This window comes from Cellulosimicrobium sp. Marseille-Q4280, assembly GCF_943181405.1.
Taxonomy (GTDB): Bacteria; Actinomycetota; Actinomycetes; order Actinomycetales; family Cellulomonadaceae; genus Cellulosimicrobium.
Genome location: NZ_CALPBY010000008.1, coordinates 1 through 21,929 on the forward strand (window position 1 = coordinate 1; position 21,929 = coordinate 21,929).

Genomic DNA, 21,929 nt, shown 5'->3' on the forward strand with positions numbered 1-21,929 from the left:
TAGGGCGGCCGGCCCGACGGAGAGTGGTCGTCCTGGGGGGGGGGGTGGGGGGGGCGCCGCGTCTACCATCCGCCGCTCGTTCCTCGCGGCTCCCGCCAGGCCCACCACGACGCGGCGCCCCACCCACCACTCCCGGCGTCGTCTCGCCCTGGTCCTCGCTCGACCCGCGCGATCAGGCGGCGGACGGGCGGCGGGACGGTCAGTCGGCGTCGACCCAGGCGCTCGGGTTCTCCACGACGCCGCGCAGCACCTCGCGCGCGCCGCCCGTGAGGGCCGCGTGGTCGCCCACGGGCGCGGCCGCGACGTGCAGGTCTGCCGACGGCGCGGCCAGGACGCGCGTCTGCAGCTCCGCCTCGACGGGCGCGCGCAGGTGCGGCAGGAGCGCCGGGTAGATCCCGCCGAGCAGCACGGTGTCGATGTCGACGAGGTTCACGTAGTCCGCGAGCGCGCTGCCCAGCGCCGTGCCGGCCCGCGCGACGGACTCGCGGGCGCCGGGCGCGCCCGCGTCGAGCGCGGCGACGAGCTCGTCGGTGGTGGCGCCCGGGTCGAGCCCCGCGCCGCGCAGGAGTGCGTCCTTGCCCGCGTACTGCTCGAGACAGCCCGTCGCGCCGCACCGGCAGCGCGGGCCGCGCGGGTCGACGACGACGTGCCCGATCTCTCCCGCCCAGCCGTGCCGGCCGTGGAACAGCCTGCGGTCGACGACGATCGCGGAGCCGATCCCGACGTCGCCCGAGACGTAGAGGTACGTGGTCGGGACCGGCTGGGGCGTGCCGTCCTGATCGCGGGGACCCGCGCCGTCGGGCACGACGCCGCGGCTCGACTGGGCGAGCGCGGCGAGCTTCGCCTCGTTGCCGATCTCGACGGGCAGGTCCGGGTCGAGGTCGAGGAGCGGCGCCGGGTCGAGGCGGGACCAGCCGAGGTTCGGGGCGACCTCGAGGCGGCCGGCACGGGAGTCGACGAGTCCGGGCAGTGCGAGGCGCGCCCCGGCGACCGTCATGCCGTCGGCGCGCACGCTCTCCACGAGGTCGCGCGCGATACGGCCCAGGCGGGCCAGCACCTCGGTCGGGTCGCTGTCGTGGAGGTCGTCGGGGTCCACGTGCTCGGCGACGACGGCGCCCGTGAGGTCCAGCACCCGCCCGCCCAGGTAGTCGACGTTGACCTCGAGGCCGAGCCCGACGATCGTGCGTGGCGCGGGGGCGAGGGGCACGGCGGGCCGCCCGGCGCGCTGCGGGGTCGCGGGCGGGAGCTCCGCGACGATGCGCGAGGCGACCAGGCGGTCGACGAGCGTCGAGACGGTCGCGCGGGTGAGCCCGCTGGCCGCGGCGATGTCCGCGCGAGAGCATGGCACGGGCGCCTCGAAGACGGCGCGGGCGACGAGGGCGAGGTTGTGCTCGCGCAGCGTGGCCTGCCGGGCTGCTGGGGGACCCGGGCGGGTCGCGGCGCTGCGGTTCACGGTCTTGACCTTACCGACTCCGGCGCATAAGTTCAGCCATACGACAAAAATGCGTCGTCGGCGTGCCGAGCATGCCGGCGGCTCTCTCGACGAGGAGACCATCGTGGCCGACCAGCGCGCCCATCAGGACAACGACATCAACTTCTCCTTCGGTCTGTGGACCGTGGGCTGGACCGCGCAGGACCAGTTCGGGAGCGCGAGCCGCCCCGAGCTCGACCCCGCCGACTCGGTCCGCAAGCTGGCCGAGCTCGGCGCGTGGGGCTTCACGTTCCACGACGACGACGTCGTGCCGTTCGGGTCCGACGACGCCGAGCGCACGCGGCGCCTCGACTCCGTGCGGAAGGCGGCCGACGAGACCGGCCTCGTCATCGAGATGGTGACGACCAACCTCTTCAGCCACCCCGTCTTCAAGGACGGCGGCGTCACGTCGAACGACCGCGGCGTGCGTCGCTACGCGCTGCGCAAGGTGCTGCGCAACGTCGACCTGACCGCCGAGCTCGGCGCGAAGACGTTCGTCATGTGGGGCGGCCGCGAGGGCACCGAGTACGACGGCGCCAAGGACCTGCACTCGGCCCACGAGCGCTACGCCGAGGGCATCGACACCGTCGCCGGCTACATCAAGGACCAGGGCTACGACCTCAAGATCGCGCTCGAGCCCAAGCCCAACGAGCCCCGCGGCGACATCTTCCTGCCGACGATCGGCCACGCGCTCGCGCTCATCGCGAGGCTCGAGCACGGCGACATCGTCGGGCTCAACCCCGAGACGGGCCACGAGCAGATGGCGGGCCTCAACTACACGCACGGGATCGCGCAGGCCCTGTGGGCGGGCAAGCTCTTCCACATCGACCTCAACGGCCAGCGGTCGATCAAGTTCGACCAGGACCTCGTGTTCGGCCACGGCGACCTGCTGTCCGCGTTCTTCACGGTCGACCTGCTCGAGAACGGCTTCCCGAACGGCGGCCCGACGTACACCGGTCCGCGCCACTTCGACTACAAGCCGTCACGCACCGAGAACGAGGTCGGCGTGTGGGACTCCGCGCGCGCCAACATGGACACCTACCGCCTGCTCGCGCGCAAGGCCGCGGCGTACCGCGCCGACAGCCGCGTCCAGGAGGCGTTCGCGCACTCCGGCGTCTTCGAGCTGGGCGAGCCCACCCTCGCCGAGGGCGAGACCGTGGCGGACATCCTCGCGGACCGCAGCGCGTACGAGGACTTCGACGTCGACGCCGCGGCGAACCGCGACTTCGGCTTCGTGCGCCTCAACCAGCTCGCGCTCGAGCACCTCATCGGCTGACGTGGCGAGCAGCTCTCAGACGTCCGGCACCGGCGGCGGGCGCACGCTGGTCGCCGGCGTCGACACGTCGACGCAGTCCTGCAAGGTCGTCGTCCGCGACGCCGAGACCGGGGCGCTCCGGCGCTTCGGCGCGGCGAAGCACCCCGACGGCACCGAGGTCGACCCCGCCGCGTGGTGGGACGCCCTCGGTGCCGCGGTGGCGGCCGCAGGCGGTCTGGACGACGTCGCGGCGCTCGCCGTCGGTGGCCAGCAGCACGGCATGGTCGTGCTCGACGCGGAGGGCCGGGTGATCCGCCCGGCGCTGCTGTGGAACGACACGCGGTCCGCACCCGCGGCGCGGGACCTGATCCGCGAGCTCGGGGAGGCGCGTCTCGCCGAGGGGGTCCCGGACGCGCGCGTCCGGGTCGAGTCGGCCGAGGAGGCCGGGGCCCAGGCCTGGGCGGACGCGATCGGGTCCGTCCCGGTCGCGTCGCTCACCGTCACGAAGCTCCGCTGGCTGCGCGACGCGGAGCCGGAGAACGCGGCCCGCGTGGCGGCCGTCGCGCTGCCGCACGACTGGCTCACGTGGCGCATCGCCGGGTACGGGCCTGCGGGCGACCCGACGGCGCCGCTCGGCCCGGACCTGGACGCGCTCGTGACCGACGCGTCCGACGCGTCGGGGACGGGCTACTGGGATGCGACCCGGGCCGGCTCGTCCGCGGGCGAGACCGGTCCGGGCGACGGCCGGGAGGGCTACCGCCTCGACCTGCTCGAGCTCGCGCTCGGCCGGACCGACGTCGTGCTGCCGCGCGTGCTCGCGCCGTCCGCGGCCGCGGGGGTCGCGCACCCGTCCGTGGCCGGGGCAGGAGTCGAGGGTGGTGCGCTGCTCGGCCCGGGCGCCGGCGACAACGCCGGTGCCGCACTGGGCCTCGGCATGACGGCGGGCGATGTCGCGGTGTCGATCGGGACGTCGGGCGTCGTGTCCGCCGTCGCGGACGACCGCACCGCCGACGGCTCGGGGCTCGTCAACGGGTTCTCGGACGCGACGGGGCGGTACCTCCTGCTCGCCGTGACGCTCAACGCGAGCCGGGTGCTCGACGCGGCGCGCGAGGTGCTCGGGGTCGACCACACGGAGCTGTCCCGGCTCGCGCTCGAGGCGCCGCCCGGCGTGGACGGGCTCGTCCTCGTGCCCTACCTCGAGGGCGAGCGCATGCCGAACCGGCCGGACGCGTCGGGCACGCTGCACGGGATCCGGCTCGGCACCGCGACGCGGCAGCACCTCGCGCGCGCGTTCGTCGAGGGCATGCTGTGCGGCCTCGCCGACGGGCTCGACGCGCTGCGCGCGCTCGGGGTCCCGGTCGAGCGGGTCCAGCTCATCGGGGGTGGCGCGCAGTCGGAGGCCGTGCGGCGCATCGCCCCGCAGGTGCTCGGCCTGCCCGTCGCGGTCCCGGAGCCGGGCGAGTACGTGGCCGACGGCGCGGCGCGCCAGGCCGCGTGGGTGCTCGCCGCGCACCGGGCCGCCCAGGGTGCTGCCGAGGGTTCCGCCGGACCGGGCGACGTCGACCCGCCGACCTGGGCGGCGTCGTCGGGCACGGTGTTCGAGGCGGACCCGGAGCCCGCGATCCGTGAGCGCTACGCGGAGGTCCGCGACCTCACCTGACCCGGCCGGCCGTGGGCATGAGACGGGCTCGGTCCTGACCCCAGGACCGGGCCCTTCTCGTGCCCGCAGCGGGGACGACGGGTCAGGCGCCGCCCGCGAAGCCGGTCTGGCGCCATGTCTCGTAGACCGCGATCGACGCCGCGTTCGTGAGGTTGAGCGAGCGCCGACCCGGCTGCATCGGGATCTTCAGCTGGTCGGTCATCCGCGGGTGCGTGAGCACGTCGTCGGGCAGGCCGGTGGGCTCCGGGCCGAACAGCAGCACGTCGTCGGACCGATAGGTCACGTCGGTGTACGAGGTCGTCGCTCGCGTCGTGAACGCGAAGACCCGCCCCGGGAGGGTGGCGAGGGCGGCGTCGAGGTCCGCGTGCACCTCGACGGCGGCGAGGTCGTGGTAGTCGAGCCCCGCGCGGCGCAGCTTCGGCTCGTCGAGGTCGAACCCGAGCGGCTCGACGAGGTGGAGCCGCGCGCCCGTGACCGCCGCGAGCCGGATCGCGTTGCCCGTGTTCCCGGGGATGCGCGGCTCGAAGAACACGACGTGCGGGAGGGTCGACGGCGGTCGCGCCGCCGGGTCGGCGACGTGCGGTCGCCAGTCGCTGCCGGGGTCGGGGGAGGGGCTCACGGGCTCGATTCTCCCTTACCACCCGGGCCGTGCGTCAGTAGGGTCGACGCATGTCAGGCAGCACGCCGGAAGCCCGTGAGCACTGGGTCACCACGACGCACGACTGGACGCTCGGGGTCGACGAGGAGCACCTCGCGCAGGTGCGAGCAGACCCGAGACACGCCGTCGGTGGCGTCGAGCACCTCGTGCTCGAGGTCCTCGCGTACGCGGACGAGGAGGCCGAGAGCCAGGGGCGGGTGGGCCACGTCGTCGTCACGCGGCACGACGACGGCTCGGTGTCCGTCGCGGACGACGGCAGGGGGACCGACACGAGGTTCGACGACGCCGGGCGCCCGGTCCGCAAGCCCGTCATGGCGACGAAGGACGTGCGGTTCTTCGACGCGACCGAGCCGCCGGTCCTGCCCGACGGCCTCGCCCGGCACGGCATGTCGACCGTCGCGGCCCTCAGCACCTGGCTGGAGCACACCAACCGTCGCCGCGACGGGTCGTGGACGCAGCGGTACGAGCACGGTGTGCCGGCGACGGAGCTGGTCGAGCTCCCGCCGTCCTCGGGGACCGGCACGACCGTCCGCTTCCGCGCCGACCCGGACCTCGTGGGGCGGTCCGAGGTCGACGGCGGCGCGCTGCACGGGTTCGAGAGGCTCGACGTGGAGCTGCGCGACGAGCGCTGACCGCGCGGGCGGGCGGTCACGCGGGGAGCGCGGCCGCCTTGCGCTCGAGCAGGTCGCGCTCGCGCACGTTGGGGCACAGACGGACCGCGAGCGCGTACTCGGCCCGGGCCTCGTCGACACGACCGAGTCGTCCGAGCAGCTCGGCGCGCACGCTCGGCACCAGGTGGAACCGGGGCAGCCGGTCCGTCGCGACGAGCTCGTCGACGATCCGCAGCCCTGCCGCCGGGCCGTGCGCCATCGCGACGGCCGCGGCCCGGTTGAGCTCGACGACGGGCGACGGGGCGACCCGACCGAGCGCCTCGTAGAGGAGCACGACGCGGTCCCAGTCGGTCTCCTCGACGGACGGCGCGACGGCGTGGCACTCCGCGATCGCGGCCTGCAGCCCGTACGGACCGCGGCCGTGGCCCGTCGGCCCCACCGCGTCGGCGCGCGCGAGCGCGGCCCGACCGCGCCGGATCGCGGACCGGTCCCACCGCCGCCGGTCCTGGTCGGCGAGGAGGACGGGGTCGCCGTCGGGTGTGGTCCGGGCGGGGAAGCGTGCCGCGGTGAGCTCGAGCAGGGCGAGGAGGGCGTGGACCTCGTGCTCGTCGGGCACCAGCCCGGCGAGCACCCGCGCGAGCCGGACCGCCTCGTGCGCGAGGTCCGGTCGGAGCCACTCGTCGCCCGACGTCGCGGTGGACCCCTCGGTGAAGATCACGTACAGCACGCCCAGGACGGAGCCGAGGCGTTCGCGACGCTCGACGGCAGGGGGCACCCCGAACGGCACGGCGGCCGCCGCGAGGGTCTTCTTCGCGCGCGTGATCCGGGCCTGGACGGTCGCCGTCGGCACGAGGAACGCGCGCGCGACCTCCTCGCTCGACAGCCCGCCGACGACCCGCAGGGTGAGCGCGACGCGGGCCTCGGGCGACAGCACGGGGTGGCACGCGACGAACATCAGGGCCAGCACGTCGTCGTGCACCCGGTCGGGGTCCCACAGGACGCCGTCCTCGTCGCCGGGGCCGGCGTCGCCCGACGGCGGCCCGCCCGACGTCGCGCCGCCCTCGCCCAGGTGGTGGGCGAGGGCGGCGTACCGCTCGTCGAGGGCCGAGCGGCGGCGGAAGGTGTCGATCGCGCGACGCCGGCCGACCGTGAGCAGCCAGCCCGACGGGTTGCGCGGCACACCCTCGCGCGGCCAGGAGACGAGCGCCTCGGCGAGCGCCTCCTGCGCGAGGTCCTCGGCGAGGGCGAAGTCGCCCGTGTACCGCGCGAGGGCGCCCACGATCCGCGCCGACTCGATGCGCCACACGGCCTCGACGGCACGGCGGCCGTCGGACGAGGTCACAGCTGACCGGTCGCCTCGCGCCACGCGCGCTCCTTGCGGATCCACTCGTTGTCCTGCGGGAACTCGTCGATCGTCGGGACCCGGCGGATCTCGACCTTCGTCCCGGGGCCCGAGTAGGGCAGCCGCTTGGCCCACTCGACGGCCTCCTCCTTCGAGGCGACGTCGAGGACGTAGTAGCCGCCGAACAGCTCCTTGGTCTCCCCGTACGGGCCGTCCGTCACGACGGGCACGTCGGACGAGAGGTCGACGACGACGCCCTGCGCCGGGTCGTCGAGCCCCTCGGCCGCGAGCAGCACGCCCGCGCGGATGAGCTCGTCGTTGAACCGGCCCATGGTCTCGAGCATCTCGTCGAACGAGACGCTCTCGAACGCGGCCTGGCCCTCGTCGGTGCTGCGCATGATGAGCATGTACTTCATCGGTGACTCCCGGTGTCGGTGGGCCGGACCTTCCGACCCTCTCACCCACAGGTCGAACGGGACAGTGCGAGATCGACACGACGATCGACACGACGATCGATACGACGATCGATACGACGATCGATGCGGAGACCGAGCTCGTGGGCCGCACGGTCCGGCGGGCGAGGCCGCGCCGGCTCGGGCAGGCTGGTCGAGGGTCGGCGGGCCGTGAGGGGTCGCCGAGGCCCGGGAGCGCTGGGGGACACATGGACCGCGACGCGGTGATGACGTGGGTGGACGAGTACGAGCAGGCGTGGCGGGCGAGCGACGCCCGGGCCGTCGAGCGGCTGTTCACCGAGGACGCGACCTACCTGAGGTCGCCGTACGACGACGAGCCGCTCCACGGGCACGACGCGATCCGCGGCTTCTGGACCGTCGACGAGGGCGCGACGTTCACCGTCGCCGCGGAGCCGGTCGCCGTCGAGGGGGACTCCGCCGTCGTGCGGCTCGAGGTGCGGTACACGGGGTCGGAGGAGCAGGAGTACCGCGACCTGTGGCTCCTGCGCTTCGCCGCGGACGGGCGCGTCGCGCACTTCGAGGAGTGGGCGTACTGGCCCGGGAAGCCCTACAGCGCCGCGGCGGAGTAGACGCGCGACGGCGCCGGGTGGGCAGGCGCGGCCGTCCGCTCGTCGGGCGTGGACGCCGTCCGGCGCAGCTCGTCGAGCACGGTCCGTGCCGGCGGGGTGAGGGCCACGGCGTCGCGCAGCACGGCGTGGATCGACCGGACCGGCGTGGGCCGGACGACGGCGACGGCGGCCAGCCCGTCGGGCAGGTGCGCCGCGCCCAGAGCGGGCAGGACGGTGACGCCGATACCGGCCGCGACGAACGCGAGCGCCGTCGGGTAGTCGTGCGCCTCGACGTGGAACGTCGGGCTGAACCCTGCGGCCGTGCACGCCTCGAGCAGGTTGCGCCGGCACCAGCCCCGCGCGAAGTCGTTGTCCACCCAGCGCTCGTCGGCGAGCTCGGCGAGCTCGATCTCGCTGCTGCCGGCGCGGTCGTGGTCCTGCGGGAGCACGACGACGTACGGGTCGTCGAGCAGGTGGTACGCCCGGAACCCGGGGCCGGGGTCGAAGCCCCGCGGCGCGACGACGAGCTGGACGTCCGCGCGGGAGTCCGGGTCGTCAGGGATCGTCTCGCTCAGCGCGAGGTCGATGCGGACCCCGGGGAACTCGGTGGTGAGACGCCGGACCACGTGCGGCAGCCACGCGGAGCCGACGGACGCGAAGTAGGCGACCGAGAGCGACCCGGTGCGGCCGGCGCGCAGGTCGGACACCACGGCCTCGACCTCGCCGAGGCGCGCGAGCACGCCGTCGGCCTGGGCGGCGAGCGTCAGCCCGGCGGCCGTCGGCCGGACGCCGCGTCCCGCGCGCTCCAGCAGGACCAGGCCGGTCTCGCGCTGGAGCGCGGCGACGTGCTGGCTCACGGCGGAGGGCGTGTAGCCGAGGTTCGTGGCGGCGGCCTGGACGGAGCCGCTCGCGACGACGGAGCGGAAGATGCGGAGCCGGTGCACGTCGAGCATGGTCCGACCGTACAGCGAGACTGAAACGAACGGAAGTAATCCGTGCTGGTGCTTCATGATGTCGTCGCCGACGATCGTCGTATGGCGGTCACTGAGGAGATCTCGTCGGGTGTCGCGCGACGCACGGGCGGACTCGTCCTGCTCGCGGCCGCCGTGACGGTGGTGCTGTGGGCGTCGGCGTTCGTCGCCGTCCGCGCCGCGGGTCACGACTACTCGCCCGGCGCTCTCGCGCTCGGCCGCCAGCTCGCGGGGTCGGTCGGTCTCACGGCGATCGTGCTCGTCCGGGCCGTCCGCGTGGCGGGCCGCGCACCGGCCGAGGGGACCGGCGGCGTCGCGCGGGTCGTGACCGCGCTTCCCGCCCTGCCGCGCGGACGCACGCTCGCGGGCGTCGTCGCCTGGGGTGTCGCCTGGTTCGCGCTCTACAACGTCGCGCTCAACGGGGCCGAGCAGCATCTCGACGCCGGGACGACGGCGCTCCTCGTCAACGTCGCTCCCGTGCTCGTCGCGGTGCTCGCCGGGCTGCTCCTCGGGGAGGGGTTCCCGCGCCGGCTGCTCGCCGGGATGTCCGTCGCGTTCGCCGGCGTCGCCGTCATCGCCGTGACCACGTCGACGGGCGACGCCGACGTGCTCGGGGTCGCGCTCGGCCTCGCCGCCGCGGCGCTCTACGCCGGTTCCGCTACGGCGCAGAAGCGGCTCCTGGCCCGCGTCGACGCCCTCACCATGACCTGGCTGGGGTGCCTCGCGGGCACCGTCGCGTGCCTGCCGTTCGCCCCCGCGCTGGTGCGCGAGGCGTCGGTCGCGGCAGGGTCGTCCACGCTCGCGGTCGTCTACCTCGGGCTCTTCCCGACGGCGGTCGCCTTCACCACGTGGGGCTACGCCCTCTCGCGGACGAGCGCGGGCCGGCTCGCGGCGTCGACGTACCTCGTGCCGCCGCTCGTCGTGGTCCTGTCGTGGGCGCTGCTCGCCGAGGTCCCCGCGGGACTGACGCTCGCGGGCGGCGTGCTGAGCCTCGCGGGCGTCGCGCTGGCGACGCTGCCGCGGCGCAGGGCGCGGGGCGTGGGCGGTGTGCGGCGCTAACCCGCGAAGGGCAGCACCGGCAGCCCCCGCACACCCGCGTCGACGCGGAACACCGACCCCGCCTCGCGCTCGCGCGGGTCGTCGGCGTCGAGGTCCTGCCGCGACGTCGTGACGAACAGCGCGTCGAGGTCGTCGCCGCCGAACGTGCACGCGCTCACCTGGCTCGCGGGGAACCGGACCTCCGCGTCGAGCACCCCGGCGGGGGAGTAGCGCCGCACCGCCGACCCGCCCCAGAGCGCGACCCACACGCCGCCGTCGGCGTCGACGGTCAGCCCGTCGGGCGTCCCGTCCTCGGGATCGACCGCGACGAACGGCCGACGTCGAACCAGCCCGCGGGGGTCCTCGTCCGCCGGGACGACGTCGAGCACGTCGACGCGCTGCGTCGCCGAGTCCACGTAGTAGGCGAGCGAGCCGTCGGGGGAGAAGCCGAGCCCGTTCGACGTGCGGATCCCGTCGAGCACGACGCGCGAGCTGCCGTCGGGCTCCACCCGGTACAGCGCACCCGGCCGCTCGCCCCGCGCCATGCCGCCGGCGTAGAACGCCCCGTCGGGCGCCGCGGCACCCTCGTTGAGCCGGACCGTCGGGTCGTCCCACAGCGTCGCGAGCGGGCGCACGGGGGCGTCGTCGGCGTCGGCGACCGCGACGGATCGTTCGAGCCCGACGACGAACCCTCCGCCCGCTCGCGGCCGCACCACGGCCGCGTGGTCGCCGACGTGCAGGCGGTCGACGCCGCCGTCGGGCCGCAGCGTCAGGAGGTCACCCGCGAGCATGTCCACGTACCGCAGCCCGCCCCAGCCGGGCCACCACACCGGACCCTCCGCGTGGTAGGCGACAGGACCGGTGACGTTCTGGGCTCTCAGCTCGGGCATGTGCTCGATCTTGCCCGAGGCGCTCAGGCGCCGCTCGTCTCCCAGTGGTCGAGCGTCGCCTCGCAAGCCCGACCCTCCGACGAGGCGTAGCCTGGGAGCATGTTCACGCGCGACTGGTGGTGGCTGCCTCCGCAGCCGTGACCTGTCCTGCCCACGTCCCGAGCTGCGCTCCGCAGCCGGGACGTCGTCGTGTGCGGCGCCCCCGCGTCCGACCGGCTGGTGCCGGACCAGCGGACCTGCGTCGCGCGGCTCCCCTGCACGCAAGGAGAGCTCCGATGACCGACACCCTCACCCCCACCGACGTCACGATCCCCGAGAGCGCACCCGCGCCGTCGTCCACCGCGTCCGTCGCGGCGGCGCGCGCCCGCAGCGCGGAGATCGAGGCGCAGATCGCCACCGATCCCTCGCGCTTCCGCGTCCTCACCGGAGAGCGCCCGACGGGCGCGCTGCACCTGGGCCACTACGTCGCGACCGTCGCGAACCGCGTCCGTCTCCAGCGCGCCGGCGTCGAGGTGTTCCTCGTCGTCGCGGACTACCAGGTCATCACCGACCGCGACGACGCCGGTGACCTGCGCGGCACGGTGCGCGAGATCGTACTCGACTACCTGGCTGCGGGGATCGACCCGGAGCGCACGACGATCTTCACGCACTCGTCCGTGCCCGCGCTGAACCAGCTCCTCCTGCCGTTCCTCAGCCTCGTCACGACGGCCGAGATCGAGCGCAACCCCACGGTCAAGGCGGAGGCGCTCGCGGCGGCCGCTCGGCAGGGCCGGCCCATGAGCGGGCTGCTCTTCACCTACCCTGTGCACCAGGCCGCGGACATCCTCTTCTGCCACGGCAACCTCGTCCCGGGCGGGCAGGACCAGCTCCCGCACGTCGAGATCACGCGCACGGTCGCGCGGCGCTTCAACCAGCGCTACGCCGCGACGAGCCCGTACTTCCCCGAGCCCGACGTGCTGCTCGCGCCCGCGCCGACGATCCTAGGCACCGACGGGCGCAAGATGAGCAAGTCCGCGGGCAACGCGCTCGAGCTGCGCGACGACGAGGACACGACCGCGCGCTTCGTGCGCCGCGCGAGGACGGACTCGGAGCGCCACATCACCTACGAGCCGGACCGTCGACCGGAGGTCGCGAACCTGCTCACGCTCGGCGCGTTCGCCGCCGGGACGACGCCCGAGGCGCTCGCGGACGAGATCGGCGCCGGGGGAGCGGGCCGCCTCAAGGAGGTGGTGACCGACGCGCTCGTCGAGCACCTCCGTCCGCTCCGTGCCCGACGTCGCGCGCTCGCCGCGGGCGACGGACCCGACCCCCTCGACGTGCTCGCCCGGGGGAACGCGCGGGCGAACGAGATCGCCGACCGCACGCTCGCCGACGTCCGCGAGCTGATGGGCATGCGGTACTGAGCGGGCCTCGTCGAGGGTGCGGCCCGCGCCGTCACTGCCGTCAGCTGCCGTCGGCTGCCGTCAGCGACCGCTCGTCGCGACGCTGACCGCGACGGCTGCGCTGGAGGCGGCGATCGCCGCCGCGGTGCGCGTGACCGCGGTGGCGACGGCCTCGGGACCCCACTGGCCCTGCTCGATCTCCTTGGCCCGCGTCGCCGTCCGCGTCGTCCAGGGCAGCGGCGGTCGCAGGGACGGGAGGGCGCCGCTGGCGGAGAGCAGCCCGATCACCGCGGCCGTGCGCGGGTCGGGGGCCTCGCCGTCCTCGAGCACGGCGCGGATCCGCTCGCGCAACCGTGCCTCGTGCTCCTGGTCGGCTGCCGGCCACCGCGTCGTGCGGAACAGGCCGAGCACGCGCGACTCCTGCCGCTCGACCAGCCCGCGTCGTGCGAGCCGGTCGATCACCTCGCGCCACAGGTCGGCGCCGAGCGCGACGAGCAGCGGCTGAACGCGCTGCGTCTTCTCCGCGACGGTGTCGTAGGCCTGCTGCAGCAAGGGGTCGGGCAGCGGCCCTGACCCCGCGGGGGTGACGCGCGGGCCGTTGAGCACCCCGGTGTCGTCGGTCTCCACGCGGCCGAGCAGCGCGAGCTCGGTGAGCACGGCGCCCCCGAGGGTGTAGTACAGGGTCCCGGCGCCCTGGATGGACGCGCCGTCGTCATCCAGCAGGAGGAGCATGAGGTCGTCGACCACGAGCAGGTCGTCATGGCGACCGGGGCCGTCCGCCGGGGCGTCCGCGGGGCCGGGTCCAGGGGTCAGGTCGCTCATCGTGGGTCCTCTCCGAGGTGATGGGTGGGGGTGGGTCCGGCGGTCATCGTCGAGGCTCCCAGCGGAACAGTCTCGCCGCGACCGCGACGGCCACGACGACCCACGCGAGGGTCGGGGCGAGCAGGAGGAGCGAGTCCGTGACGGCGACGCCGCCCTCCCACGCGGTCACGACGAGCTCGGTGGCCGCGCCCCCGGGCAGCAGCCGCTTGAGCAGCGGCAGGCTGTCGGTCCCGGTGATCCCGACCCAGCTGGCGACCACCACGACGCCCAGGCTCAGCGGCAGGCTGGTGACCTGGGCGTGCTCGGGGGAGGTGGTGACCCCGGCCGTCGCGATCCCGAACGCCAGCATCATGACGAACGTGGCGAGCACCGCGACGACGACGAGCACCGGGTCGGCCGGGCCGCCGCCCACCGCGGCGAACACGCCGAGGATCACGCCCACCTGCACGAGGGCGATCGCGGAGACGGGCAGCACGAGCCCGGTGAGGATGCTCGCGTCGCGCGCGGCGGTCGAGCGCAGCCGCTTGAGGAACAGGTCCTGACGACGGGCGGCCAGCGTGGTCACGGTCGTCGCGTAGAGGCTGAAGGCGGCGATCGTGAACACGAGCACGGCCGCGACGTAGCCGACGCTGCCGATCCGGGCGAAGACGTCGCGGAAGCCGATGAAGAACACGGCGGCGGCGACGGGCATGACGAGGCTGGTGACGAGCACGGCACGGTTCCGGAAGAGCTGGACCAGCTCGCTGTGCGCGATGGGGAGCATGACGGGTTCCTGTCCGGTGGGTCGGGTCTGCGGGAGGGGCGACGGGATCGGGGGCGGCTCTTCGCGCCCTGCCGGGTCTACGGGGCCGGTGCCGGGACGGGCGCGTCGTCGGCGCCGATGGCGCGGAAGACGTCGTCCAGGCGGGTCGGGGCCGCGGACAGCCCGTGGAGGTCGACGGCGTGCTCGGCGGCCCAGTCGAGGAGCTGCTTGAGGTCGCGCTGGAGCTCGAACGTCTCGATCGCCCAGGACCGGTCGTCGTGCGGGACGGCCTGGACGGGAGGCACGGGTGCACCCGGCGGGAGCGAGAAGCGGATCGAGGCCGGCAAGGTACGCGTCAGCTCGTCCACCGTGCCCTCGTGGCGGAGCGTGCCGCGGTGCATCAGGCCGATGCGGTCGGCGCGCTGCTGCGCCTCCTCCAGGTAGTGGGTGGTGAGGACGACGGTCGTGCCGTCGCCGCGCAGGTCCTCCACGGTCTCCCACAGCGCGTCGCGGGACGCGATGTCGAGACCGGTCGTCGGCTCGTCGAGGAAGACGAGCTCGGGCCTGCCGTACACCGCCGTCGCGAAGTCGAGCCGCCGCTTCTCGCCCCCCGAGAGCTGGCCGACCCGCGTGCTCTCCTTGTGCCGGAGGTCGACGAGACCGAGCACCCGGTCCCCGGAGTCCGTGCGCCCCGAGAGGCGGCCGAGGAGCCGGACCGTCTCGGCGACGGTGAGGTCGGGGGAGAAGCCGCTCTCCTGGAGCATGATCCCGGTCCGGGCGCGCACGGCGGCGCGGTCCTGCGGGCTCCCGCCGAAGACGCGCACGGTGCCGGAGGCAGCCGCACGGTGGCCCTCGACGACCTCCAGCGCCGACGTCTTGCCGGCGCCGTTGGTGCCGAGGAGGGCGTACAGCTCACCGCGTCCCACCTGGAACGAGAGGTTCTTCACGGCGTGGAAGTCGCCGTACGTGACGCCGAGGTCGTCGACGTCGATCACGGGGTTCGAGGTCATGCCCCCATCACAGCCCGGACCGTCGGGCGCTCCCAGTGCCGTGGCGTCAGGAACCGGGCATGACGTCCGCGGGTGCTCCCGTGTGACGTGGCGTCACTGGTCGGGCGTCGCCCGGCACCGGATACTGGCTCCGGAACCGTCTCCCACCCAGCGAGCTGCCCATGGACGCACGCCCCTCCGCGCCGGAGGTCCCGACGGCGTCCGGCGAGCGCGCGACGGCGTACCGGTCGCGCTACAGGTCTCCGTGGGGCTCCCCGGCGTCCCGCACGTCGGTGGCGTCGCGACGGCGGTTCCGGCGGATCAACCTCCTCACCATCCTGCCCCTGCTCGCGCTCGTCGGCGCGTACCTCGTCGCGGTGCAGGCCCAGGACGCGGTGCAGGCGGTCGTGCTGGGTCTCGGGACCGCCGCGGCCCTGCTGGCCTTCGAACGGTGGACGGCGGGCGACCTCGCGCGCGTCCAGGTGCCCTGCCTCGTCGTCGCTGCTGCCGTCTGGCCGTACGGCGTCCTCGTGGTGGACGGCGGCCCGGAGGCCTCGTACTACGGCCTGGCGCTCGTGGGGAGCCTGGCGGTCCCCGAGCTGCCCCGCCACCGCGCGGCGGCGGCCGTCGGCCTCGCCGGGTACGTCGCCGCGGTGGGCGTCTGGGGCCTGGTCGCCGTCGGCCCGGTCGACGCCGCCGCGGTCGTCGCGTACGTCCTCGTCCCCACGGGCATCACGGCCGTCCTGATCGGCCTGCGGTACCCCCACAAGGGCTTCTACGACGTCATGACCGAGCTCGAGGAGGCACGGGAGCGCGAGGCGGAGCTCGCGGTGGTGCGGGAGCGCATGCGGTTCGCGAGCGACCTGCACGACATCCAGGGCCACACGCTGCACGTGGTGAAGCTGAAGATCGCGCTCGCGCAGAGGCTGCTCCGGACCGACACGGATGCCGCCGAGCGGGAGCTGCGCGAGACGTACGCCCTGGTCGGCGACACGATCGCGCAGGCGAAGGAGCTCGCGTACGGGCAGCGTCGGCCGAACCTCTCGGCCGAGCTGGAGAACGCCCGCCGGCTCCTCGAGGCCGCGGGCATCCGCGTGCGCGTCGACCGCCCGGCCGACCTCGGCGTGCACTCCGGCGACCTCCTCGCGCAGGTGCTGCGGGAGACCACGACCAACGTCCTGCGCCACTCGCGCGCCACGCTCGTGCACGTCTCGCTCGCCGACGACGGCATCGCCGTCGTGAACGACGGCGTCACCGCGCCCGGGCGCCCGACCCTGCACGGCCTCGCCGTCCTCGCGCAACGGGTGTCCGAGGCCGGGGGGGTCCTCACGGCGGAGGTGGCCGACGGTCGCTTCCGCACCGCGGCCACGTTCCCCGGCCCGCGGCGGGTCGCCGGACCGACGAGCGAGGGAGACGCGTCGTGACCACCGTCGTGCTGGCCGACGACGAGGCCCTCCTCCGCAGCGCCCTGGCCGCTCTGCTCCCGCTCGAGGGGGACGTCACCGTCGTGGCGGAGGCGGCCGACGGGGCGCAGGCGGTCGAGGCCACGCTCGCGCACCGCCCCGACGTGCTCGTCATCGACCTCGAGATGCCGGGCGTCGACGGGCTCGAGGCCGTCGACCGGATCCGGCGGGTCGTGCCCGACCAGGTGGTGCTCATGCTCACGCGGCACGCCCGGCCGGGCGTCCTGCGCCACGCACTGCGGCTCGGCGTGCAGGGCTTCGTCAGCAAGTCCGCCGAGCCGAGCCACATCACCACCGTCATCGCGGCGCTGCACGAGGGTCGGCGGTGGATCGACCAGGACGTGTCCGCGGCCGCGCTCATGGACGACGTGCCGCTGACGGACCGCGAGCTCGACGTGCTCCGCGTGACGCGGGACGGCTTCTCCGTCGCCGAGATCGCGGCCCGCCTGCACCTCGCGCAGGGCACGGTCCGCAACTACCTCTCGAGCGCCATGCAGAAGACCCAGACGCGCACGCGGCACGAGGCGGCGCGCTACGCGAGGGAGCACGACTGGCTCTGAGGCGCCGTGGTCGTCAGGTGCCCAGACCGGCCATGTCGACCTTGCGGTGGAAACGCATGCCCGAGAGGCCACCGAGGATCGCGCCGACCAGGCTCACGACCGCGGCCGCGACGAGCGCGATGACACCCCCGGTCGTGAGGTCGCTCGCGCTCACCGGGATCTGCGGGAAGGCGTTGAGCTGCGACAGCACGTTGTACTGGCTGCCCGCCACGAGGCCGAGCAGCGCGAGCACGATCGCGATGACCACGGCCCACAGCCAGACGGCGAGGCCCTGCTTCGCGCCGTCGAACCGTGCCATGCGGCCTGCGACGTAGCCACCGCAGTAGTAGGCGACGAACAAGATCACGAGCAGGACGATGCCGCCGACGATGCCGATCGTCTCCGCGTTCTCCGTCGCCTGCTCGGCCGCGTCCTGGACGTCTGTCGTGGTGTTGAGCCCGAAGACGGTGCCGGCGGCCGCGGCCAGCGCGGTGAGCAGGACCGCGGTGCCGGTGGCGGTGAGCCACCCGAAGAACGCCGAGCCGATCTTGATGCCGCCGTACTCCTCCTTCTCGCGCGCCACGACGGACTCGCGGTCGCGCGCGACGGGATCGCCGTCGCGCCCGACCGGCGGCCGGGACTCGCCCGCCCCGCGGGCGGCCGGGTCGTTCTCTGGCGGGGTCGCCCCGTAGCTGGTGCTCATGGCCGGTTCTCCTCTCCGTCGGTCTCGACGATCTCCTCGCGGACACGTTCCCTGACCGTCCGCTCCTCGCCGACGCCCTCGCTCCCGGTGCCCGACTGCTCGCCCGGGACGGTCTGCGTGACGTACTCCGTGACGACGTACCGGCGCAGCCTCACGCGGCCCGCCGCGTCGTCGTCAGGACGCGTCGACGGGTCCTGCTCCGAGCGGGCCGCCGTGTCGTCGGTGGCAGGCCCGGCGGCGTGCCGCCCGACGACGCCCGCCTCGTCCGTGCGGTCGTCCTGGTCGGACGTTCCGGGGGCGCCCGGCTCGTCGGTCGTCTGCGCACGCCCGTAGTAGCGGTAGAGCTCTGCTTCCTCGTCCTCGGACAGGTGGCCCTCCGCGTCGTCCACGCGCGGCGCGTCCTTGACCTGGTCCTTGCCGAAGGGGACGCGGATCTCGTCGCCCTGGACGTCGGCGTCCGTGAGCGGGACGAAGGACTCGGCGGTGCCGAACAGGCCGGTCCTGACGGTCACCCACTCGGGGTTCCCGGTGCGGTCGTCGAGGAAGACCTGGCCGACCTTGCCGATCTTCTCCCCGGTGCTCGAGACGACGGTTCCCTCGCGGAGAAGCCTCTCGACCTGGTCCGTGCTGATCATGGTGGGTCCTCCCGCCTCGCCGCCGCAGCGGCGCTTCTCGGGGGCCCACCTGCTGGAGCCGATGCCACCAGGGTGCGAAGGGTCGCGTCCGCACGCACGTGGGCGGGCAGCACCGTGCGTGCTGACCGCCCACGTCCCGCCGGACGACGGGTGCGCCGCTCAGGCCCCGAGCCGGTCGCGCAGGCGCGCCAGCTGGGCCCACAGCTCGTCCGGCACGCGGTTGCCGAACGTGTCGAAGAACTCGGCGGTGAGCTCCGCCTCGGCGAGCCACGGCTCCGGGGAGACGTCGAACAGGGCGTCGAGGGCGCCGTCGGGCAGGTCGAGCCCGTCGGTGTCCAGCGCGCCGGGGGCGGGGAGCAGGCCGACCGGGCTCTTCACCGCGCCGCAGTCGGTCCGGACGCCGTGCGCGCGGTCGACCTGTGCGGCGATCCACGCGAGCACGCGCGAGTTCTCGCCGAACCCGGGCCACAGGAAGCGGCCGTCGGCGTCCTTGCGGAACCAGTTGACCTGGAAGATCTTGGGTCGCTTGTCGGCGTCGATCGACGCCCCGACACGGAGCCAGTGCGCCCAGTGGTCGGCCATGTTGTAGCCGCAGAACGGCAGCATCGCGAAGGGGTCGCGACGCAGCTCGCCGACGGTCCCCTCGGCGGCGGCGGTCTGCTCGGAGGAGATCGTCGCGCCCATGAAGACGCCGTGCTCCCACCCGTACGCCTGCGCGACGAGCGGGACGTTGCTCGCACGGCGGCCGCCGAAGACGATCGCGTCGATCGGGACGCCGGCGGGGTCCTCCCACGAGTCGGCGATCGTCGGGCACTGCGCCGCCGCGACCGTGAAGCGCGAGTTGGGGTGCGCGGCGGTGCGGCCGCCGTCGCCGTCGGAGGGCGTCCAGTCCTGGCCCGTCCAGTCGACGAGGTGGCTCGGCGGTTCCGGGGTGAGGCCCTCCCACCAGACGTCGCCGTCGTCGGTCAGGGCGACGTTGGTGAAGATCGTGTCCCGGTCGAACGTCTCGACGGCGGCCGGGTTCGTCTCGATCCCCGTGCCCGGTGCGACGCCGAAGAAGCCCGCCTCGGGGTTGATGGCGCGCAGCCGACCGTCGGGGCCCGTGCGCAGCCACGCGATGTCGTCGCCGATCGTCTCGACCGTCCAGCCCGGGATCGTCGGGCGCAGCATCGCGAGGTTGGTCTTGCCGCACGCCGAGGGGAACGCCGCGGCGAGGTGGTAGCGGCGACCTTCGGGCGACGTCGCGCGGATGACGAGCATGTGCTCGGCGAGCCAGCCCTCGTCGCGCGCCATCACCGACGCGATGCGCAGCGCGAAGCACTTCTTGCCGAGCAGCGCGTTGCCGCCGTAGCCCGACCCGTAGGACCAGATCTCCCGGGTCTCGGGGAAGTGGGCGATGTACTTCGTCTCGCTGCACGGCCACGCGACGTCGTCGGTCACCGCGCCGGTGTCGTCCACGAGAGGCGCCCCGACGGAGTGCACGGCCGGCACGAACGGCGCGCCGCCGTCGATCAGGTCCATGACGTCCTGGCCGACGCGCGTCATGACGCCCATGCTCACCACGACGTACGGCGAGTCGGTGACCTGGACCCCGACCTGCGAGATCGGCCCGCCGACGGGGCCCATCGAGAACGGGACGACGTACATCGTGCGGCCGCGCATCGACCCCTCGAAGACGCCGCGCAGCTCGGCCCGCATCGCCTCGGGCTCGCGCCAGTTGTTCGTCGGGCCTGCGTCGGCCTCGTCGCGCGAGCAGATGAAGGTGCGCGACTCGACGCGCGCGACGTCGCTCGGGTCGGACCGTGCGAGGTAGCTGCCCGGGCGGAGCTCGGGGTTCAGGGGCAGGAGGGTCCCGGCGTCGACCATGAGGTCGACCAGACGCTGCTTCTCCTCGGCGGAGCCGTCGCACCACACGATCGCGTCGGGTTCGGTGAGGGTCGCGATCTCCCGCACCCAGGCGCGGGCGTCGCGAGGGCGCGGGTCGGCGGTGTGCGCGGGAGAGCCGAAGGCGGACGACGCGAGGCCGGCGATCTCGGTCTCGACGTCGTCGAGCAGCGCGGCGAGGCGGGTGCGGCGGGGGTTCGCTGTCGCGGTCATGAAGGGCTCCCGTGGAGTGGGGGAAATTCCTGGCGTCGCCTCCACTCTCCCTCCCATGGGTGCCCGATTTCGTGCCGGACCACTGTGAAGATCGGCCGATCTTGACGTACGGTGAAGGTATGCCCTCTCCGATCGAGCCCGCCTCGGACGGTGCCGTGGGAACCGACGGGGCGCCACAGGCCGACCTCATCACCCTCGGGCGCCGCGTGCGCCACTTCCGCACCGCACGCGGGATGACGCTCGACGCCCTCGGTGCCGCCGTCGGCACGGCGCCGAGCCTGCTCTCCATGATCGAGAACGGGCGCCGCGAGCCGCGGCTGTCCCTCCTGCAGCAGATCGCCCACGCGCTCGAGGTGCCGGTGAGCGACCTGCTCACGGACGAGCCGCCGTCGCGCCGGGCCGCTCTGGAGATCGAGCTCGACCGGGCGCAGCGCGGCCCGCTGTTCGCGGCGCTCGGGCTGCCGTCCGTGAAGGCGAGCCAGAAGCTTCCCCAGCCGGTGCTGGAGAACCTCGTCGGCCTGCACGCCGAGCTGCAGCGTCGCGCGACCGAGGCCATCGCGACGCCCGAGGAGGCACGCCGGGCGAACACCGAGCTCCGGCTCGAGCGCCAGGCGCGCAACAACTACTACCCGGAGATCGAGGGGCTCGCGGAGGACATGGCCCGCCGGGCCGGGTACACGGTCGGCGCGCTGACCCACCGGACCGTGGCGCGGATGGCCGAGCAGCTCGGGTTCACGATCTGGCACGTCGACGACCTGCCCCACTCGACCCGTACCGTGACCGACCTGCGCCACGGCCGCATCTACCTCCCGCCGGCCTCGATCCCCGGCGGTCACGGCCTGCGCTCGCTCGCGCTGCAGGCCCTCGCGCACCGTGTGCTCGGGCACGAGCGGCCGCGGTCGTACGCGGAGTTCCTGCGCCAGCGCGTCGAGATCACGTACTTCGCGGCGTGCTGCCTCATCCCGCAGTCCGCGGCCGTCGACTTCCTGGAGCGCCGCAAGCGCGAGAAGGACCTGGCCGTCGAGGACTTCCGCGACGCGTTCGGGGTAACGCACGAGGCCGCTGCGCAGCGCTTCACCAACCTCGCGACCGAGCACCTGGGCATCCCGCTGCACTTCCTGCGCGTCGGCGACGACGGCGCCCTGTTCCGCGGCTACGAGAACGACGGGCTGCCGCTGCCGGCGGACGTCACGGGGGCGATCGAAGGACAGATGGTGTGCCGGCGCTGGGCCGTGCGCGAGGCGTTCACGCGCCGCGACCGCGCGCAGGAGTCGTACCAGTACACCGACACCCCCGCCGGGACGTTCTGGTGCTCCACCCAGACCGGGACGACGACGAGCGGCCAGTTCTCCCTGGCCGTCGGGGTCCCGTTCGCCTCGGCCAAGTGGTTCCGCGGCCGGGACACGGCCGTGCGCCGGCAGTCCACCTGCCCGGACGAGTCGTGCTGCCGCCGTCCGGCCGCCGGCTCCGCGGCGCAGTGGCAGGACGCGTCGTGGCCGAGCGCCCGCATGCACCAGCACGTGCTGTCCGCGCTGCCCACCGGAGCGTTCCCCGGCGTCGACGCGACGGAGGTCTACGCGTTCCTCGACAAGCACGCGCCGTCGGCCGACGAGTCCTGACCTGCCGAACCCCGGGTTGCG

The 21,929-nt window shown here is 74.3% G+C and carries 21 protein-coding genes; 9 read left to right on the forward strand and 12 right to left on the reverse strand.

Going from position 1 to position 21,929, the window contains the following annotated elements; translation table 11 throughout:
- Positions 1-199 precede the first annotated feature (199 nt).
- Positions 200-1,453 (reverse strand): ROK family transcriptional regulator, encoded by a 1,254-nt coding sequence (locus NFS20_RS18965; protein ID WP_251153374.1) that lies wholly within the window; start codon positions 1,451-1,453, stop codon positions 200-202.
- 136 nt (positions 1,454-1,589) lie between these two features.
- On the opposite strand from NFS20_RS18965, the gene xylA reads away from it, so the two are divergent.
- Together xylA and NFS20_RS18975 are read left to right on the forward strand one after the other, a co-directional pair.
- The gene (xylA, locus tag NFS20_RS18970; RefSeq protein WP_251153583.1) at positions 1,590-2,747 is read left to right on the forward strand and encodes a xylose isomerase; all 1,158 of its coding nucleotides are present in this window, start codon (positions 1,590-1,592) and stop codon (positions 2,745-2,747) included.
- Between the two features lies 1 nt (position 2,748).
- Positions 2,749-4,386 (forward strand): xylulokinase, encoded by a 1,638-nt coding sequence (locus tag NFS20_RS18975; RefSeq protein WP_251153375.1) that lies wholly within the window; start codon positions 2,749-2,751, stop codon positions 4,384-4,386.
- Between the two features lie 82 nt (positions 4,387-4,468).
- Here NFS20_RS18975 and NFS20_RS18980 read toward each other — a convergent pair whose 3' ends face one another.
- The gene (locus NFS20_RS18980; RefSeq protein ID WP_251153584.1) at positions 4,469-4,918 is read right to left on the reverse strand and encodes a tRNA (cytidine(34)-2'-O)-methyltransferase; all 450 of its coding nucleotides are present in this window, start codon (positions 4,916-4,918) and stop codon (positions 4,469-4,471) included.
- Between the two features lie 137 nt (positions 4,919-5,055).
- On the opposite strand from NFS20_RS18980, the gene NFS20_RS18985 reads away from it, so the two are divergent.
- The gene (locus NFS20_RS18985) at positions 5,056-5,676 is read left to right on the forward strand and encodes an ATP-binding protein (protein ID WP_251153376.1); all 621 of its coding nucleotides are present in this window, start codon (positions 5,056-5,058) and stop codon (positions 5,674-5,676) included.
- Positions 5,677-5,692: 16 nt separating this feature from the next.
- Here NFS20_RS18985 and NFS20_RS18990 read toward each other — a convergent pair whose 3' ends face one another.
- Positions 5,693-6,997 carry an RNA polymerase sigma factor gene (locus NFS20_RS18990; protein WP_251153377.1) on the reverse strand — a complete coding sequence of 435 codons (1,305 nt, stop codon included), beginning with the start codon at positions 6,995-6,997 and terminating at the stop codon, positions 5,693-5,695.
- A complete protein-coding gene (locus tag NFS20_RS18995; RefSeq protein ID WP_251153378.1) occupies positions 6,994-7,413 on the reverse strand; it encodes a YciI family protein in 420 nt (139 codons plus the stop codon). The genes NFS20_RS18990 and NFS20_RS18995 overlap by 4 nt, the downstream gene beginning before the upstream one ends.
- Before the next feature lie 245 nt (positions 7,414-7,658).
- On the opposite strand from NFS20_RS18995, the gene NFS20_RS19000 reads away from it, so the two are divergent.
- Complete coding sequence (locus NFS20_RS19000) at positions 7,659-8,039, forward strand: YybH family protein (protein WP_251153379.1); 381 nt, start codon at positions 7,659-7,661, stop codon at positions 8,037-8,039.
- Here NFS20_RS19000 and NFS20_RS19005 read toward each other — a convergent pair.
- Positions 8,018-8,971 carry a LysR family transcriptional regulator gene (locus NFS20_RS19005; RefSeq protein ID WP_251153380.1) on the reverse strand — a complete coding sequence of 318 codons (954 nt, stop codon included), beginning with the start codon at positions 8,969-8,971 and terminating at the stop codon, positions 8,018-8,020. The genes NFS20_RS19000 and NFS20_RS19005 overlap by 22 nt on opposite strands.
- 81 nt (positions 8,972-9,052) lie before the next feature.
- On the opposite strand from NFS20_RS19005, the gene NFS20_RS19010 reads away from it, so the two are divergent.
- The gene (locus NFS20_RS19010) at positions 9,053-10,048 is read left to right on the forward strand and encodes a DMT family transporter (RefSeq protein ID WP_251153381.1); all 996 of its coding nucleotides are present in this window, start codon (positions 9,053-9,055) and stop codon (positions 10,046-10,048) included.
- On the opposite strand, the gene NFS20_RS19015 is transcribed toward NFS20_RS19010, so the two are convergent.
- Positions 10,045-10,917 (reverse strand): SMP-30/gluconolactonase/LRE family protein, encoded by an 873-nt coding sequence (locus tag NFS20_RS19015; RefSeq protein WP_353050488.1) that lies wholly within the window; start codon positions 10,915-10,917, stop codon positions 10,045-10,047. The genes NFS20_RS19010 and NFS20_RS19015 overlap by 4 nt on opposite strands.
- 275 nt (positions 10,918-11,192) lie before the next feature.
- Here NFS20_RS19015 and trpS point away from each other — a divergent pair, with 275 nt between their 5' ends.
- Positions 11,193-12,320: a tryptophan--tRNA ligase gene (gene trpS / locus NFS20_RS19020; RefSeq protein ID WP_251153382.1), complete on the forward strand. Its 1,128-nt coding sequence runs from the start codon at positions 11,193-11,195 to the stop codon at positions 12,318-12,320.
- A 60-nt stretch (positions 12,321-12,380) separates the two neighbouring features.
- On the opposite strand, the gene NFS20_RS19025 is transcribed toward trpS, so the two are convergent.
- From NFS20_RS19025 to NFS20_RS19035, 3 genes are all read right to left on the reverse strand, one after another.
- Positions 12,381-13,121, reverse strand: coding sequence for a GOLPH3/VPS74 family protein (locus NFS20_RS19025; RefSeq protein ID WP_251153383.1), 741 nt, complete (start codon positions 13,119-13,121; stop codon positions 12,381-12,383).
- Between the two features lie 43 nt (positions 13,122-13,164).
- A complete protein-coding gene (locus NFS20_RS19030) occupies positions 13,165-13,884 on the reverse strand; it encodes an ABC transporter permease (protein WP_251153384.1) in 720 nt (239 codons plus the stop codon).
- A 77-nt stretch (positions 13,885-13,961) separates the two neighbouring features.
- Positions 13,962-14,873 (reverse strand): ABC transporter ATP-binding protein, encoded by a 912-nt coding sequence (locus NFS20_RS19035; RefSeq protein ID WP_251153385.1) that lies wholly within the window; start codon positions 14,871-14,873, stop codon positions 13,962-13,964.
- 161 nt (positions 14,874-15,034) lie between these two features.
- On the opposite strand from NFS20_RS19035, the gene NFS20_RS19040 reads away from it, so the two are divergent.
- A complete protein-coding gene (locus tag NFS20_RS19040; protein ID WP_251153386.1) occupies positions 15,035-16,276 on the forward strand; it encodes a sensor histidine kinase in 1,242 nt (413 codons plus the stop codon).
- On the forward strand, positions 16,273-16,875 hold the full coding sequence (locus tag NFS20_RS19045; protein ID WP_251153387.1) for a response regulator transcription factor: 603 nt from the start codon (positions 16,273-16,275) through the stop codon (positions 16,873-16,875). Before NFS20_RS19040 ends, NFS20_RS19045 begins: the two co-directional genes overlap by 4 nt.
- Positions 16,876-16,888: 13 nt before the next feature.
- On the opposite strand, the gene NFS20_RS19050 is transcribed toward NFS20_RS19045, so the two are convergent.
- From NFS20_RS19050 to NFS20_RS19060, 3 genes are all read right to left on the reverse strand, one after another.
- A complete protein-coding gene (locus tag NFS20_RS19050) occupies positions 16,889-17,557 on the reverse strand; it encodes a hypothetical protein (RefSeq protein ID WP_251153388.1) in 669 nt (222 codons plus the stop codon).
- Positions 17,554-18,192 carry a PRC-barrel domain-containing protein gene (locus tag NFS20_RS19055; protein WP_251153389.1) on the reverse strand — a complete coding sequence of 213 codons (639 nt, stop codon included), beginning with the start codon at positions 18,190-18,192 and terminating at the stop codon, positions 17,554-17,556. Before NFS20_RS19055 ends, NFS20_RS19050 begins: the two co-directional genes overlap by 4 nt.
- A 159-nt stretch (positions 18,193-18,351) precedes the next feature.
- Complete coding sequence (locus NFS20_RS19060) at positions 18,352-20,289, reverse strand: phosphoenolpyruvate carboxykinase (GTP) (protein WP_251153390.1); 1,938 nt, start codon at positions 20,287-20,289, stop codon at positions 18,352-18,354.
- Positions 20,290-20,408: 119 nt separating this feature from the next.
- Between NFS20_RS19060 and NFS20_RS19065 the strand changes: the two genes are divergently transcribed.
- Positions 20,409-21,908: an XRE family transcriptional regulator gene (locus NFS20_RS19065; protein ID WP_251153391.1), complete on the forward strand. Its 1,500-nt coding sequence runs from the start codon at positions 20,409-20,411 to the stop codon at positions 21,906-21,908.
- Positions 21,909-21,929: the final 21 nt, after the last annotated feature.